The 15,871-nt window shown below is 74.5% G+C and carries 10 protein-coding genes; all 10 read right to left on the bottom strand.

Annotation, left to right across the window (positions count from 1 at the left end; genetic code table 11):
* Positions 1 to 7: 7 nt before the first annotated feature.
* Positions 8 to 958, bottom strand: a complete 951-nt coding sequence (locus O2W15_RS03425; RefSeq protein WP_269178365.1) for a glycosyltransferase family 2 protein — start codon at positions 956 to 958, stop codon at positions 8 to 10.
* Positions 955 to 3,051 carry a glycosyltransferase gene (locus O2W15_RS03430; RefSeq protein ID WP_269178366.1) on the bottom strand — a complete coding sequence of 699 codons (2,097 nt, stop codon included), beginning with the start codon at positions 3,049 to 3,051 and terminating at the stop codon, positions 955 to 957. The genes O2W15_RS03425 and O2W15_RS03430 overlap by 4 nt, the downstream gene beginning before the upstream one ends.
* Complete coding sequence (locus O2W15_RS03435) at positions 3,048 to 4,442, bottom strand: oligosaccharide flippase family protein (protein ID WP_269178367.1); 1,395 nt, start codon at positions 4,440 to 4,442, stop codon at positions 3,048 to 3,050. Before O2W15_RS03435 ends, O2W15_RS03430 begins: the two co-directional genes overlap by 4 nt.
* A 182-nt stretch (positions 4,443 to 4,624) precedes the next feature.
* Positions 4,625 to 9,163: a PKD domain-containing protein gene (locus O2W15_RS03440; protein ID WP_269178368.1), complete on the bottom strand. Its 4,539-nt coding sequence runs from the start codon at positions 9,161 to 9,163 to the stop codon at positions 4,625 to 4,627.
* A gap of 255 nt (positions 9,164 to 9,418) precedes the next feature.
* Positions 9,419 to 10,126 (bottom strand): hypothetical protein, encoded by a 708-nt coding sequence (locus tag O2W15_RS03445; RefSeq protein ID WP_269178369.1) that lies wholly within the window; start codon positions 10,124 to 10,126, stop codon positions 9,419 to 9,421.
* Positions 10,123 to 10,878 carry a CDP-alcohol phosphatidyltransferase family protein gene (locus O2W15_RS03450; RefSeq protein WP_269178370.1) on the bottom strand — a complete coding sequence of 252 codons (756 nt, stop codon included), beginning with the start codon at positions 10,876 to 10,878 and terminating at the stop codon, positions 10,123 to 10,125. The genes O2W15_RS03445 and O2W15_RS03450 overlap by 4 nt, the downstream gene beginning before the upstream one ends.
* Entirely contained in the window at positions 10,878 to 12,200 is a 1,323-nt protein-coding gene (locus tag O2W15_RS03455; RefSeq protein WP_269178371.1) for a DUF1972 domain-containing protein, read from the bottom strand. Before O2W15_RS03455 ends, O2W15_RS03450 begins: the two co-directional genes overlap by 1 nt.
* Positions 12,201 to 12,408: 208 nt before the next feature.
* Positions 12,409 to 13,914 (bottom strand): sugar transferase, encoded by a 1,506-nt coding sequence (locus O2W15_RS03460; RefSeq protein WP_269178372.1) that lies wholly within the window; start codon positions 13,912 to 13,914, stop codon positions 12,409 to 12,411.
* A gap of 222 nt (positions 13,915 to 14,136) precedes the next feature.
* A complete protein-coding gene (pth, locus tag O2W15_RS03465) occupies positions 14,137 to 14,724 on the bottom strand; it encodes an aminoacyl-tRNA hydrolase (RefSeq protein WP_269161588.1) in 588 nt (195 codons plus the stop codon).
* 95 nt (positions 14,725 to 14,819) lie between these two features.
* The gene (locus tag O2W15_RS03470) at positions 14,820 to 15,515 is read right to left on the bottom strand and encodes a 50S ribosomal protein L25/general stress protein Ctc (RefSeq protein ID WP_269161587.1); all 696 of its coding nucleotides are present in this window, start codon (positions 15,513 to 15,515) and stop codon (positions 14,820 to 14,822) included.
* Positions 15,516 to 15,871: the final 356 nt, after the last annotated feature.

Here is a 15,871-nt window from a genome sequence, read left to right on the forward strand (position 1 = left end):
CCGGCGGTCAGACCGGTCCCGGCCGGCCGTACTCCTGGTAGACGTGCCCGGCCGCCCCGGCCACCATCCCGGCGCCGCGGGCCGCGGTGCGCAGGCCGCGGGCGCGGTGCCGGACCGATCCGGTCACCGCACCCAGCGCCCACCGGCCCAGGCCGGCCGTCAGCCGCGGCAGGCCCCGGCCGGTGCAGCTCAGTCGGACCCGCAGCCGGGCGGCCGCGGACCCGGCCAGCGCCAGGTGCACCCGACTGACCGAGTTGCCGGAGCTGAACGCCCGGCGCAGCACCCAGCTGCGGGTGGCCCGGTCCACCGGGACGACGTCGGTCACCACGGCCTCGTCGCACCAGACCATGGTCAGGCCACGCTGGGCGATCCCGCGCGTGAAGAGCGTGTCCTCTCCCCCGCTGGCGCCGAAGGCCACGTCGAACCGCAGACCCGTGGGGCGGAGCTGCCGGAGGTCGAGCAGCAGGTTGTTGGTGGCCGCCACGTCGATCGGGGTCCCGGTCGGGAGGCGCCGGCGGACGAAGAAGCCGCCCTCGACGAGCCAGGGGTCCACCGGTCCGCTGAAGTCCGACACCACTGCGCCGGCGACCGCGGCAGCCCCGGTGCGCCGGTGCGTGCCCAGCAGCTGGGCCAGCCAGTCGTCCCGCGGGCGTTCGTCGTCGTCGATGAAGACCAGCACGTCCCGGTCGTGCGACTCGGCCAGCACCCGGTTGCGGGCGGCGGCGATGCCGGGCTCGGGTTCGAGCACGTAGCGCACCACGGGGCAGCCGGCCGCGGCGACCACCGCACGCCCACTGCCCGCGGGGTCGTTGTCGACGACGAGGACCTCGGCCCGGTGGCCCGTCGCCGCGGCCCGGGCGACCTGCTCGGCGAGCATCGGGAGCAGCGCGGCCAGGTCGGCCGGCCGACGGAACGTCAGCACCCCGATGGTGACGGTGCGCGGAGCCGCCGTGCTCATCGCCGGCGCCCGGCCTGCCCGAGCTGGGCTGCGATCTGGCGGCGGTAGCGCTCGGGCGCGAAGCGCAGTCGGGCCTCGGCGGAGTCGGCGACCGCGCGGCCGGCCCACCCGTCCCACTCCGCGACCACGCCCTGCACCGCGTCGGCCAGTGCGGCCGGGTCGTCGGGCGTCACGACCTGCACCGAGGTGAAGCCGGCGACGGCTTCCCGGAGGCCGTCCTGCGCGCTGACGACCAGCGGACGCGCGGCGAGCACGGCCTCCGCGGCCGTGTTGCCGAAGGACTCGTCGAGCACCGAGGGCACGAGCACGACGTCGGCAGCGGCGAGCTGTGGCCAGACGTCGGCGGAGAAGCCCCGGAGGTGCACCCGGTCGCCGAGCCCGGCCCGCTCGACCGTGGCGCGGAGCTCCTCCTCGAACCACTCGTAGCCGGGGAACACCGAGCCGACCAGGTCCAGGCAGGCGTCCACGCCTCTGGCCCGCAGCAGTTCCACGGCCGCGACCGCCACCTGAGGTCCCTTGCGCGGTGACAGTCGGCCGATGAACAGCAGGCGCACCGGGCCGACCAGGGTGGTCCGCGGCGGCGACGGCTCAGCCGGCCCGGGGACGCCGTTGTGCACGACGACCGCGCGGCCCCGCACCCACGGCACGACCTCCTCCAGCACCCGCCGGGTCACGTCGCTGTTGACCACGACCTGATCGGCGAACGTCACCGGCAGGCTCAGCAACCGCCGCACCGGCAACGGCACCGAACGCTCGGCCTCGTGCACGTGACAGGTCACCCGACGGCGCAGCAGCCGGGCGAGGACGATCCAGGAGGGCAGGGTCAGCGTGTTGACGTAGACCCGGTCCGCGGCCCGGATCAGCCGCACCGCCGGCCACAGCCCGGCCACGGCGTCCCGACCGAGCCGCCAGGCGCCTGCCGGTCGCAGGGCGTCCTTGCGCAGCACCGGCATCCGACAGGTCACCACCTGGGCGCCACGGTCGGTGAGCTGCCGGACCAGCGGACCGTCGCCGGGCACGACCACGGTCACCGCCCGGCCGACCGCCAGCAGGCCGATCACCGACTCCAGGAGGACGCGGTCCGCCCCGTAGAGCTCCGCTCCCGGGGTCACCACCAGGACCGGCAGCCGGCGGGCGCGACGCGCGGCCGGGGCCGGCCGGAGGAGGGTCACGGCAGCCAGGCCGACCCCGGCCAGCGCCCCGCGCAGCGCAGCCGTCGCCGGCCGCGGGGACTCGACCAGCTGGCGCCGGCCGCCGCGCAGCAGGATCTCCCAGCTGACCCGCGGGGTCGCCAGCAGCCAGCGGAGCACGGCGGCGCGACCGAGGTTGCGCACCGCGAACAGCAACCGGTTCCGACAGTTCCACCGGTAGTAGGCCGGTGACTTGCCCCGTCCTCGCTGTCCGTCCTGCGTGCCGCCCTCGTCGTGCACGGCCACCAGGTCCTCCCGGAGCACCAGCGAGGCGCCCGCCTCCAGGCAGCGGTGGCTGAGGTCGACGTCCTCCCAGTACAGGAAGTAGGCCTCGGCGAAGCCCCCCACCCGCTCGAACAGGTCTGCGTGCACGATCAGGCAGGCGGCCGTGAGCCAGGGACGGGCACCGGGCACCGGCGGGGCGTCGGGCTGCCAGTCCACCCCGCGGGCGGCGCCGCGGATGCGGCCATCGGCCTCGTGCCACCACGAACCGCGGAACACCACCGCGCCGGTCGAGTCGAGGAGCCGCGGGCTGATCAGGGCCATCGGCTCACGGAGACTGTGCACCCGGAGCTCCTCCAGCACCGGCAGTGTGACCACGGCATCGGGGTTGAGGAAGAGGAAGGTGCTGCAGCCCAGTCGGCGTGCCGCTGCGGCGCCGGCGTTGCACGCCGGACCGAAGCCGCGGTTGTCCGGCAGCGCGACCAGCTCCCACCCGTGCCGGGTGGTGAGTGCCCGTACGGCCTCGGCCTCAGCGGCTGAGGAGTGGTTGTCCACGATGACGACGCGGACCGGCCGACCGGTCAGGTCCAGGGCACCCAGGTTGGCGTCGATGAGGGCGGCCGAGGCGTAGTTCACGACGACGACGCCCAGCACGCCGGCCGCACCCGGGGAGCCGGTCATCGGGCGCCCGCCACGTACGGCGCGGGCTCCGCCTGGGCAGCGGCCAGCCGACGACGGACGTACACCAGCGTGCCCAGCACCTGGAACAGCAGCACGCCGACGACCGACCCGACCACCGGCCCGACCGCCCCCCACCAGGAGGCGAAGACCCAGGACAGCCCGAGGTTCACCGGGAGCATCGCGACGATCATGTAGGCCTGGTAGCGCAGACCCGGCGCGTCGGTCAGGAACATGCCCATCGGGTACTTGACGGCCTGCAGCACCATCAGCACACCGAAGGCGATCACCAGCGCCGGCCCCAGGGTGATCACCCCGCCGGAGGCCAGGTCGGCGAGCCACGGCGAGGCCACCGCCACGACCAGGGTCATGACTGCCGCCAGGGCGCCGAACGCGGCGGCCATCGGCAACGGGGAGCTCTCCGCCCCGCGAGCACGCGCCCGCGCGAAGACCGGCCAGAGCGTGAAGCCGGCCGCGTTCACGACCGCCCAGATCGGCGTGAACATCTGCGATGCGAGGTTGTACTCCCCCAGCTCACCCGGACCGACGAGGTGGCTCAGCACGAGCCGGTCGGTCTGCATCGCCAGCGGCAGGGCGATCATCTGGACCAGCATCGGCCAGGCGACGTCGAAGACCCGGGCGCCACGGACGGACCGCAGCCGGAACACGTCGCGCAGGGCGCGGCCCAACGTCGGCCGAAGCTGCCGCGCCGCGATGACCGTGCAGACCACGGACAGGGCGAGGGTGACGGCGAACGGCACCGCGGCGATCAGCGAGCCGCCCGGCACCCCGGTGGCGAGGAAGAGGACCAGCGTCCCGAGCACCAGGGGGGTCTGCAGGCCGAGGACGGCGATCGCCACGTGGTTGCGGCCGAGCCCGGCCAGCACCCGCTGGCCGATGCCCACGGGCAGTCCCACGGCGATCAGCACGACGCAGGCCATGGCCACCAGCGGGCCCGAGCCCGGCAGCAGCCCCGAGCCGAGCAGGACCGGCCAGAGGCCCGCCGCGGTGATGCCGACCGCCACGGCGGTGAGCACCGCGGCCGAGCAGAGCAGGATGCGGACGGCGGTGACCACGACCCGCCGGAGGTCGTCGTCGGCGCGGACGTCGGGGGACGCGGCGACGGCGTTGACCACAGCGGCGGCCATGCCGAGGTCGGCGAAGGGCAGCAGGGTGCCGATGCCGACCAGCAGGCCGTACTGGGCGAAGGCCGCCAGGCCGTAGTTGTCGATGACCAGCCGGGTCACCAGGATGCCGAGCACCGCCGAGACCGGCAGCACCAGCATCCGCACGCCGCCGCTGCGGAAGACCCCGCGCCAGACCGCCCGGGTGTCCTGCTCCGCCGAGGGCGCCCGTTTCGCTGTCCCTGGCGTCGGTGCGGCGACCGCGCTCACGCCGGTCCTCGCCCTCGGTGGCCCGCCGTGCCTGCCGGCCACGACGCGTCTCCGGACGGCGGGGAGGCATGGCGGCGGCGCACCGGACCAGCGTGCCACCGGGAGGACCGCCCGGCGGACGGCCACGGCCGGCGGCCACCCCAAGGGGTGACCGCCGGCCGTGGCGGTGCAGCGGGGCCGAGTCAGCCCTGGGGCCGGGTGCCGGCTGCACCGGCCCAGACGTCGTCGACGCCCAGGGTGACCGGGACCTTCGTGGCCGAGCCGGACACGTAGGCCGCCACCCCGATGCCGCCGGCGCGCTGCAGGGCCTCGGTGGTGTCGGTCGCGGTGACCTGCCAGTCCGTCGGCTCGGGCGAGCCCTCGGTCCACGCCATCGCCTTCAGCGTGGTGGTGCCCACCCCGCTCGTGTCGAAGCGCACGTGCAGCACCGTCCCCGGGCTGTACGTCACGCCCGGCAGCGTCATCGCGCGCAGCGTGGTCTCGGCCCCGGACACCGCTCGCTGCAGCGACAACTGGACCCGGCCGTCGGGGGCGTAGCGGACCATCGCCCGGTAGTTGCTGTTGCCGACGTGCCGGGAGAGCACGTAGGCGTAGGTACCGCCGCCGGTCGCCGTCGTGTCCAGCGAGAGGGACACCTCCACGGCCGTGTCGGTCTCCGACACCGCGTTCATCGTCGCCCAGGTCGACGACCCGGGGGTCGTCACCACCAACCGGCCGACGCCCTCGGAGACCGACGACGACGCCGCCGGGACCGACCATGCACCACCCGCGTCGGCCTCGCCCAGCCCGGCGGCCGAGGTCCGCTCGAAGGTGTCGAGAGCGAACGGCGCGCCGAGCTCCGGCTGCGGCTCGGGCTGCGGCTCGGGCTCGGGCTGCGGCTCGGGCTGCGGCTCGGGCTCGGGCTCCGGCTGCGGCTCGGGCTCCGGCTGCGGGGCCGGCTCCTGGGTCACCGGTGCCGTGACCGTCACCGGCTGGGTCACCGAGTGGGTGGCACCCGCGTCATCGGTGATCGTCAGGGTGACCTGGTAGGTGCCGGCTGCGACGTAGGTGTGCCCGGCGGTCGATCCCGAGCCGGTCGCTCCGTCCCCGAACGCCCAGTCCCAGCGGACGACCGTGCCGTCGGCGTCGGTCGAGCGCAAACCGTCCACGGCGACCGTGAGGTCGGTGGGCGCGGCGTCGAAGACGGCCGTCGGCTCGGCGTTCACCGGCTGCGCACCGTCCGGCGACGGCACCGTGCCCGCGTTGCCCACCCACACGTCGTCGAGGTCGAGCACGACCGGGGTGGCCGTGGCCGAACCCGAGACGTAGGCCGCCACCCCGACCGACCCCGGCCGCTGCAGGGCCTCGGTGCCGTCGGTCGCGGTGACCTGCCAGTCCGCCGGCTCCGGGGTCCCGTCGACCCAGCCCTTGGCCTGCAGCGTGGTGCTGCCGGCCCCGCTGGTGTCGAAGCGCACCTGCAGCACGGTGCCCGGCGTGTAGGTGATCCCCGGCAGCGTCACGGTGCGCAGCGAGGTGTCCGCACCGTTCACCGCCCGGGCCACCGACAGCTGCACCCGGCCGTCGTTGACGAACCGCACCATCGCCCGGTAGTCGCTGTTCCCCACGTGCCGGGACAGCAGGTAGACGTAGGTCCCACCACCGGTGGGCTTCGAGTCCAGCGCCAGCGACATCTGCATCGCCACGTCCGTCTGGGACACCGCGTTGAGCGTCGCCCAGGTCGAGGACCCGGCGGACTTGACCGTCAGGTGACCCGTTCCCGCCGACACCGACGAGGACGCCGCCGGGACCGACCAGGCCCCACCGAGGTCGGCCGTCCCCAGCCCGGTCGCCGCCGAACGCTCGAAGGCGTCACGTGCGTGGACCGTCGGGGGCACCGGCGCGGCCACCGTGACCGTCTCCTCGGCGCTCGCCGTGGCGCCGTCGTCGTCGGTCACCGTGAGCGTCACCGGGTAGCTGCCGGCCTCGGCGTAGGTGTGCGAGGCCGTGGCACCGGCGCCGGTGGAGCCGTCCCCGAAGTCCCAGTCCCAGCCGACGACCGTGCCGTCGTCGTCCCGGGACGACGACGCGTCCAGCGACACCTCGAGCCCGGACACCTGCGAGGTGAAGGCCCCCGACGGCGGCGTGTTGGGCACCGGAGCGGTGACGGTCACCGAGCCGGCGCGCTGGGCGGTCGCCCCGTCGTCGTCGGTCACCGTGAGGGTGACGGGGTAGGTGCCGGCCGCCGCGTACGTGTGGGCCACCGTCGCCCCGGTCAGGCTGACGCCCTCGCCGAGGTCCCACGTGTAGGACGCGATGGTGCCGTCGGGGTCCGTGGAGCCCGACGCGTCGAAGGTCGCGGTCAGGTCCGCCGTGGTGCTGGTGAAGGACGCCGTCGGGGCGACGTTCGTGGTCTCCCCGGTGGACCCCAGCGTGAAGTGGTTCCGGACCCGGTCCGCGGTCAGCGCCGTCGGGTAGACGGCGACCTCGTCGAGCCGGCCGTTGAGGTACTGCGCCGTGTTGTTCCAGCTGCTGTCCCCACCGGCCCGCCAGTAGCCGCGGTAGCTCTGCGCGGAGGTGACGTCGCTACGCGAGGCGGCCAGCTCGCCGTCGACGTACACGGCCATGCCGCCCTTGCCCAGCGTCGCGACCACGTGGTGCCACTGACCGTCGTTGTACCCGGCCTTGCTGTTGACGGTCCGCTGGGCACCCGGGTAGACCCCGAAGTACACCCGTCCGGAGCCGTCCAGGAACACGTGCCGGTCGTAGCTGGTGCTGCTCCCGGTGTTCCTGTTCCCGAAGCCGACGAGCTTGCCGCCGCTCCTGGACGTGGTCTGGAACCAGGTCTCGATGCTGAAGGTCTGCGGGCCGGGGACCAGGGTCTGGGTGGCGAGCAGTCCGGTGCTCGTGCCGTTGAAGCGCGCGGCGGTGTCGGCATCGCCCTCGATCGCGCCCGCCTGCGCGAGCGTCACCCCGCTGCCCAGTGTCGCGTCCATCGCACTGGCGTGGTCGTAGGCGGTGGCGCCCGAGGGCTCGCCGACCGGCCAGTGGTGCTGGGCGCCGTCGGCGAGCACGGTGTCGGCGTAGGGACGGCGCACCGTCGTGCCTGCGGCGACCTCGACGCTCGTCCAGGCGGTCGTCACCTGGTTGCCGGCCGGGTCGGTGACGGTGATCCGGTACCGGTGCGTCCCGGCGCTGAGCCCGGTGTCGGTGTAGGCCAGGGTCGGCCGCAGCCAGAACGTGCTGGCCTGCACCACCTCGCGCACCGGGGTGCTGGTGTCGCCGTCCCGGTACACCCGGTAGGTGAGGTTCTCGTTGTCCATGTCCCACGTGGTCTGCCAGCCGACGCGGGCGGTGCCCGGGCCGAGCGAGGTCACCGTGGGGATGAGCTGCTCGTTGCCACGGGGGCCGACCTGGTTCGGTGCGAGCTCCGGGACGGCGAAGCGCACGAGCCCCTGCTGGGCGATCCCGTTGACCGTCGGGAACTCACCGGCGTAGACGACGTACTGGCTGTTCCCCGCGACGCTCCACGGGCCCTGGTTCTGCCCGGTGTAGGTGCCCATGGCCAGGTCGGGGAACCAGGTGAGCAGGCTCGGGGCCGGCTGCCCGGCGAAGTTGCCCGTCTCGGTGCCGACGGTCCCGGTCGCCGCCTTGCTGAACGCGATGGCCCGGTAGAAGCTCTGCGGGTCGGACTCGGGGAACCCGCCGATGTTGCTGCAGGCGTGCGGGTGACCGGCGATGTAGGAAGCGGTGCCCGAGGCCCACACGGAGTACGTGTCGCCGCGGCAGTCGTTGATCCACCGCACTGCGCCGGTGTCCGCGTCGGCGGCGACGACCCCCTCCAGGTTCCCCCGGCCGAAGGTGTAGCCGGCGGCGTAGACGGTGTCGCTGTCGACCGACAGGCTCATGATCGCCGCGGTGCTGCCGGTGTTGTCGACCACGGTGCCGGCGGCGAAGGGGAGCGCGGCACCGGTCGTGCCGTGCACCGCGCCGAGCCCCTGGGCCCGGGAGCCGGCCAGCGTGTCGAACGACCCGCCGACGACGACGCCGGGACCGCTCGGGGCCACGGCGAGGGCGTTCACCTGGCCGTTGGCCACGGGCGCCCAGGGCAGCAGCGCACCCGTCGGGTAGGAGAAGGCGGCCAGCCGGGTGCGGGCCGCGGAGCCCACGGACTCGAAGGTGCCGCCCACGTAGACGGTGGTGTCCGTCGCGGTGATGGCCCGGACCTGCGAGGGGAAGCCGGGCCGGAACGTGGTGTCCAGCGCACCGGTCGCGGTGTCGTAGGCCGCGAAGCGGTACCGCGGCTGGCCGTCGGCGGCGGTGAAGTCGCCGCCCACGAAGATGCGCGAGCCGTCCGGGGACGCCACCACGACGCGGGCCTGCGCGTTCAGGTCGGGCGCGAAGCTGGTGATCAGCTCACCGGTGCGGACGTCGTAGGCGAGCAGGTTGTTGCGGACGGTCTCCTGGGTGCCGCGGGGCGCGCCCGCGGGCCGGACGGACGTGAACTTGCCGGCGGCGTAGACGGTGTTCCCGACCACCACCTGCGACCAGACCACCCCGTCGATCTGCACGGTGGGCAGGGGGTCAGCGGTGACCGTCGCCGGCGTGGCCGGGTCCGCCGGGTCCAGCGGCGCCGAGTCCGCGTGCGCCGTACCGGCGAACAGTCCGCCGAGGGCCCCCGCGAGCAGGAGCAGACTGAGCAGCGAGGCCAGGATCGCCCTGGACGCCACCATCCGTGCAGACATCGTTTCCCCGCTCGTCCGATCGCTTGCCTGGCCAGTCATCCGGCCGACGTTCGGACACTAAGCGTGACGAAGTGCGGGGCGACATCCCCCGTACCGGTGACGCAGCGTGCTCAACGGGTGAACGCGAGCCTCGTCATCACGCTGTGTCAGCGTCGGATCACGCATGTGCGCCAGTGCGGCTCCACCACGCACCAGGCCCCCTCGACCGCAGGGGCGGTCGAGGGGGCCTGGCTGGACGGAGGACGTGGCGGGACGTCAGCTGGCCGCGCCGGTGAACACCGCGTAGGAGGCACCGGGAGCGTGCCCGACCTGCACCGTGACCGAGTCCCGGTCGCCGGTCGCCAGGGTGAAGACGTACACGCCGTCGGCACTCGCCCCCGGCCGGAGGGCCCCGGAGAAGGGCTCCTGCGAGGGGTCCTCGAGCGGTGAGGCCGGCGTCGCCTCCGGGCCGTGGAACAGGTTCACCACCACGGCGTCGAGCGACACGTCCGCCGACGAGTCGTTGGTGACCCGGACGGTCACCCGGACGGCCGGACCGGCGATGTTGCCCGGCCCGGTGGCCTGACCGTCGATGCCCTCGATCGAGGCGACCTCGATGGTCAGACCGTCCACGGGGACCGGCTCCTCCAGCGCGACCGCCGGCAGGTCCGGGGGGAGCTCCTGCGCGATCGTCACCGGGTCCGCAGCCGAGGCCGGGGGCCCACCGGCCGGAGCGGCCGTGTCGCTGGACGGGGCGCTCGGGTCGGTGGCGCCGGACGCCGGATCGGTGGCGCCGGGAGCCGGGCCGGCGGTCGTCGCGGCGGTGCTGCCGGCCACCGGCGACGTCACGTCACCCGGTGCCCTGCGGTCACCGAGCGCCAGGAACGCCGATGCGACCGCCACGACCACGACCAGGGCCGCCAGGAGGGACCAGGTCCGCCGCCGCGACCAGCGTGCGGCCCCGGAGGGGACGTCGGTGTTCACGCGCTCAACCTGCCCATCTCTCGATACCACTTGACCGACGCGACGGCGAGGTAGCCGGCCGTGCCGAGGAACATCAGTCCGTACGCCGCCAGGAACACCTGCGGCGCACCGAGCAGGACGAACACCAGGCACAGCAGGCCGTAGTCGGTCGGCAGCACCAGGAGGGAGCGCAGCACGCTCGGCCGCTGCCCGGACGTCCGCGCAGCCCGGCTGGTCCCGCCGTGGGCGGCACGCAGTGCGTCGTTCAGCAGGGTGACGAAGAAGTGGACGACGTCGACCACGGAGAACGCCAAGGGCAGCAGCAGCCACACGGCGTCCACCGTCTCGGAGCGGTAGAGGCCGATCAGCAACGCGAGGTGCAGGCTGGCGATCTTGAGCGCGTCCACCATGTGGTCCAGCCACTCACCGGCCGGGGAGCCGCCGCCCCGCAGCCGGGCCAGCTGGCCGTCGGCGGAGTCGAGGGCGTACCCGAGGGCCAGCAGGAGCGCGACGGTCAGGCCCATCGGCCAGGACGGCGGCACCAGGGCGAGCACGGCGATGCCGGTGAACGTGCACACGGCGCTGATCCCGGTGACCGCGTTCGGGGTGAGCCGGGCGTGGAAGGCCAGGGCCGCGAGCACCCGCCCCAGCTTCCGGTTCACGAACCGGGAGTAGGCGGGGGCGCCCTGCGCGCCCTTCTGCGCACCGGCCAGCCGGCGGACCGTGTCGGCGACCGTGCCCTCCGGACGGGCCACCGAGGCCTGCATCGTCATCACGACTGCGCCGTCCGCGCCGACGGGACGTCGCTCGACCCGGCGGCCGCGGGCCGCGCGGCCGGTCGGCCGGGTGCCCGGCGAGGCGCCGGGGCATCGCCACCCCGAGGAGCGGAGGCGGGCTGGACCAGTGGCCACTCGCTGGTCCGGGTGCCGGCAGCCGGGCCGAGCCGCAGCCGCCGGCCGCTCGGGCGGGAACGCGGGAACTCCCGGGCAGCGAGCGCCCGGCACAGCTCCTCGTAGCGGGACGCCACGTGGTCCCAGTCGTAGCGGGCGGCGAGCAGCCGTGCCCGCTTGCCCCGACGGCGGAGCTTCTCGGGCTCGCGCTCGGCCTCGTGCAGTGCGGAGGTGACGTCGTCCGGCGTCCGGAAGTAGCGGCCGCTGGACTCCAGCACCTCCCGGTTGAAGGAGACGTCGTAGGCGATCGTCGCCGCGCCCGCGCCGAGCGCCCGCAGCAGGGAGGGGTTGGTCCCGCCCACGGAGTGCCCGTGCAGGTACGTCGCGCAGTGCACGTACAGCTGGTCGAGGAGCTCTTGGTCCCAGACGCCGCCGAGGAACCGGACCCGGTCGTCGGCGAGCGCGTGCACCCGGCGGGTGTAGTCGTCGGCGTAGGGCGCCGACCCGACCACCACGAGCGGCAGCTCGGCGTCGCTGCGCCGGTAGCCGTCGACGATCACGTCGACGTGGTTCTCCGGCTCAAAGCGGGCGACGACGAGGTGGTAGCCGCCCGGCGTCAGGTCCACGGCCGACAGCCGGTCGGACCCGGCGCCGTCGGTCCTCGGTGCGCCGTAGGCGATCTGCTCGGTCGGGGCCGCGAACTCGTCGCGGTAGTAGTCGGCGATGCCCTGCGCGTCGGCGATCAGGGCGTCGGACCAGCGGACCGACAGCGCCTCGACGACGCGGTAGTACCGCTTGCCGATCCCACCCCACTTGGCGCGCTTCCACTCCAGGCCGTCGACGTGGGTGGCCACCGGGATGCAGGCCGCCCGCAGCAGCGGCAGCCAGGGCGCGTTGGCCGCGTTGAACACGATCGCGGCGTCGACCCGGTGGGTGAGCAGGTGCGCGACCGAGAGACCGGTGTGGCTCAGCGTCTCCAGCGACCGGCGGCGCAGCGCCGGCAGGTGCACCAGCCGCATGCCCAGGTGCGTCGCCGGCCGGGGTCCGCCGGTGGTGGTGCGGCAGTAGACGACGACGTCGTGGCCGGCCTCCACCAGGCGCCGGCCGACCTCCTCGACGGCGGTCTCGAAGCCGCCGTACCGCGCCGGCACGCCACGCGTCCCGACCAGGGCGATGCGAAGGGCGCCCGACCTCCTGGGTGGCATGGCCTCTGGCTCCGTTCCTCGGAGTCGGCGCCGGCCTCGGGACGAGGGAGCGGCGGCCGACCGACCTGCACGTGCTGGACGAGCCGTGCCGGCCGTCCACCACCGACCCTCCCCCCATCGCGGAGCGCCGTCGCGCTTTGCAGTGGTGCAGTCACCCGGAGGGAGGACGCCGGAGCACGTCCGTGGCAGCCCGTTGCGCGGCCTCGGCTCAGTAGGCGCCGGAGGCCGAGACGACCGCGCGGGCGGTCTTCCAGAGGATCTGCACGTCCAGGGCGAGCGACCAGTTCTCCACGTAGCGGAGGTCCAGCCGGACGGCCTCCTCCCACGGCAGGTCGCTGCGGCCGGAGATCTGCCACAGCCCGGTCAGACCCGGCTTCACCAGCAACCGGCGGCTGACCGAGGTGTCGTAGCGGGCGACCTCGTCGGGCAGCGGCGGACGCGGCCCGACGAGCGACATGCCGCCGGTGAGCACGTTGACCAGCTGGGGCAGCTCGTCGAGGGAGAGCCGGCGCATCCAGCGGCCGACCGGCGTCACCCGTGGGTCCTGCCGGATCTTGAACAGCAGCCCGTCGGCCTCGTTGCCCTCCGACAGCCCGGCGACCTGCTGGTCGGCGCCCACCACCATGCTGCGGAACTTGAGCATCGTGAAGTGCTTGCCACCGAGCCCCACCCGCTGCTGGCGGTAGAGGACCGGGCCGGGGCTCGACAGCCGGACCGCCAGGGCGAGCGCGACCAGGACCGGCGCGAGGAGGAGCAGGGCGAGGGAGGCGACCGACCGGTCGAGGGCCCCCTTGACCACCCGGCGCCAGCCCTCGAACCGGGGCTGTTCGACGGAGAGGAGGGGCAGCCCGTCGAAGGGCCGGATGTGCAGCCGGGGCCCGGCCACCTCGACCAGCCCGGGGGCCACGAGCAGCTCCAGCCCGGTGCCTTCGAGCTGCCAGGACAGGGCGCGCAGGTACTGGGACGCCGTCTCACTGGCGGAGGTGACGGCGATGGTCTCGGCCCCGACCCGACCGGCGAGCTCGACGACGTCGTCCAGGCCCGCCACCGGCAGGTCGGTCACCCGCGCGACCCGGCTGCGGTCGTCCGGCGTCACGCAGACGCCGACGACGTCCAGTCCGGCGTGCCGGGTGCGGTGCAGCCGGTCGACCAGGTCCATGACCGCGCCGCCGCGGCCGACGACCACGACGCGCTTGACGCAGCGCCCGGCCATCCGCTGGCGGTGCAGCACGCGCCGGGCGGCGTACCGCTCGACCAGCGTCGCGCCGGTGAGCGCCGGGACGGCGAGGACCACCAGCGCGCGGCTGAGGTCGAGCTGGGCGGCGTAGCTGACGAAGCCCATCCCGGCGAGCAGCAGCAGGCCGGCCCGGCCGACGCGACGGAACTCGTCGCTGCCCACCCCGAACCAGCGCTCCTCGTAGGCGCCGGTGACGGCGAGCAGCGCCGGCCAGGCGGCGACCAGGCTCAGCCCGGCCCAGAACAGGACGCTGCCCACGACCGGCCCGTCGTGGGCGAGGAGCACCACGGCCGCCGCCGACGCCGCGATCAGTGCCTCACCGAGGACCAGGCCGGCGCGGTGCCGCCGGACCCAGCGGGCGGTCCCCCGGGCGTGGGCACCCGCGGCGGGCAGCCGCCGCACGGTCGCGGTGGACGGGACCGCCGCCGACGGTGCGCCACCGACGATGTCGGTCAGTTCCGCACGTTCGAGCAGCATGGGGCCCCCAGGTTCTCCGCAGTGATCACGCACAGTCCGCTTGCGGCACGCAGGAGGGGCACACGTCCGGGGAGGACCCGGACCAGCCGCTGCACTGGTGACGCTCAGCAACCATCACAGGCGGTGACGAGCAGGGGCAACGGGGGCGGGGGTGCTTCACCCGTTGGGACCGGGACGACGGCCGCGACCACCCGTCCGGGCGACGGTGCGTACCGACGGTGGTCAGCTGCGGGGGTGGACGACGTTCTGCGCAGCCTCCAGGCCGCGCTCGAGCAGCAGCTCGGTGGCGTCGGCGGCCTCGCCGATGAACAGCTCGAGCGTCTTGCGCTCGGTCGCCGAGAAGTCCTTGAGGACGTAGTCGGCGGGGTCCTGCCGACCGGGCGGCCGGCCGATCCCCGCTCGGACCCGCAGGTAGTCGCGGGTGCCGGTGGAGCGGGAGATGGAGCGCAGGCCGTTGTGCCCGCCCTCGCCGCCACCGCGCTTGAGCCGCACCACCTCGTAGTCGAGGTCGAGCTCGTCGTGCACCACGACCAGGTCGGTGGCGGGCAGGTGGTGGTAGTCGAGCAGCCCGCGGACCGGGCCGCCGGACTCGTTCATGTACGTGGAGGGCACCGCCAGCACCACCCGCCGGCCGGCGAGCCGGCCCTCACCGGACAGCGACCGGGCACGGGGCCCCTTGCCGGGTGACAACCGGACGCCGGCCCGGGCGGCCAGCTCGGCCAGCACCATCGCCCCGACGTTGTGCCGGTTGCCGGCGTAGCCGGGGCCGGGGTTGCCCAGCCCGACGACCAGGAACGGCCCCTCCGACACCGGGGGTGCGGGGGCGGGGGCGGGCGCGGGAGACGCCGCAGGGGCGCCGGCGGTGCCGGCGCCCCTGCGGGTCGTGCTCTCGGTCAGCGGACCGGTCAGGCGTCGCTGGACTTCTCGGCGGAGTCCATCGACTCGCCGCTGCCCTGGTCCTGCGGCTCCGGGACGACGTCGCCGTCGGCGTCGGACTCGTCGCGCTCGATGCCGGCCTCGGCCTCGGCCTCTTCCAGCTCGGCCTCCAGCTCGGCGGCGGTCGGGGCACCCAGGAAGCCGATGACCAGCGCCTCCGGGTCGGTGATCAGCGCCGCGCCGGCCGGCAGCGGCAGGTCGCCGGCGGTGATGCCGTTGCCCGCGGTGCGGCCGGTGATGTCGACCTCGATCGTCTCCGGCAGGTCGGTGGCGTCGGCCTCGACGAGGACGCTGTTCAGCTGGTGGTTGCTGATCGTGTCCGGGGCCGGCTCGCCGACGATCAGGACGCGGACCTCGACGGTGGTCTTCTCACCGCGGCGGACCAGCAGCAGGTCGACGTGCTCGTGGATGCGGGTGATCGGGTCCCGCTGGATCGCCTTGGTCAGCGCCAGCTGGTCCTTGCCGTCCATCTCGATGGTCAGCAGCACGTTGGTGCCGCCGTTGCGCAGGGCCGCGGCGAACTCGCGGGCCGGCAGCGACAGGTGGACGACGTCCTGGCCGTGCCCGTACAGGACGGCGGGGACGCGGCCCGCGCGGCGGGTCCGGCGGGCACTGCCCTTGCCGAACTCGGTGCGGGTCTCGGCGGCGAGGCGGAATTCAGCCACGGTGGTGTGCTCCTCAACAGGTGGATCGGGTCTGTGTGCTCAGCGCACGAGCGCGGCACACCCCTGGAGGGCAGACGCACGTCGATCACGGAGTCGGAGAACCGCTCCCTCGCCGGGCAACTCCACGAGCGTACCTGAGCGCAAGTGCCCCCCGAGACGGGGACGTACCAACGCCACCAGCGGACGATCCCAGCGCCACCAGCGGGCGGACCCCGGACCCATCGCCCGAAGGGCGTCTGCCGATCCCGGCGCGGGGCCGCAGGCTCCCGCCGGGATCGGCAGGTGGGTCCGTCCGCGACGCCGGCACGGGGCCCGGAGGGTCCCTGCCGACGCCGCGGGCAACGGCTCAACTCACG

Source organism: Modestobacter sp. VKM Ac-2979, assembly GCF_026967995.1.
GTDB lineage: Bacteria > Actinomycetota > Actinomycetes > Mycobacteriales > Geodermatophilaceae > Modestobacter.

Coding starts and splice junctions, on each gene's coding strand:
- O2W15_RS03425 (WP_269178365.1), bottom strand. CDS start 958: ATGAGCACGGCGGCTCCGCGCACCGTCACCATCGGGGTGCTGACGTTC.
- O2W15_RS03450 (WP_269178370.1), bottom strand. CDS start 10,878: ATGACGATGCAGGCCTCGGTGGCCCGTCCGGAGGGCACGGTCGCCGAC.
- O2W15_RS03430 (WP_269178366.1), bottom strand. CDS start 3,051: ATGACCGGCTCCCCGGGTGCGGCCGGCGTGCTGGGCGTCGTCGTCGTG.
- O2W15_RS03460 (WP_269178372.1), bottom strand. CDS start 13,914: ATGCTGCTCGAACGTGCGGAACTGACCGACATCGTCGGTGGCGCACCG.
- O2W15_RS03455 (WP_269178371.1), bottom strand. CDS start 12,200: ATGCCACCCAGGAGGTCGGGCGCCCTTCGCATCGCCCTGGTCGGGACG.
- O2W15_RS03440 (WP_269178368.1), bottom strand. CDS start 9,163: ATGTCTGCACGGATGGTGGCGTCCAGGGCGATCCTGGCCTCGCTGCTC.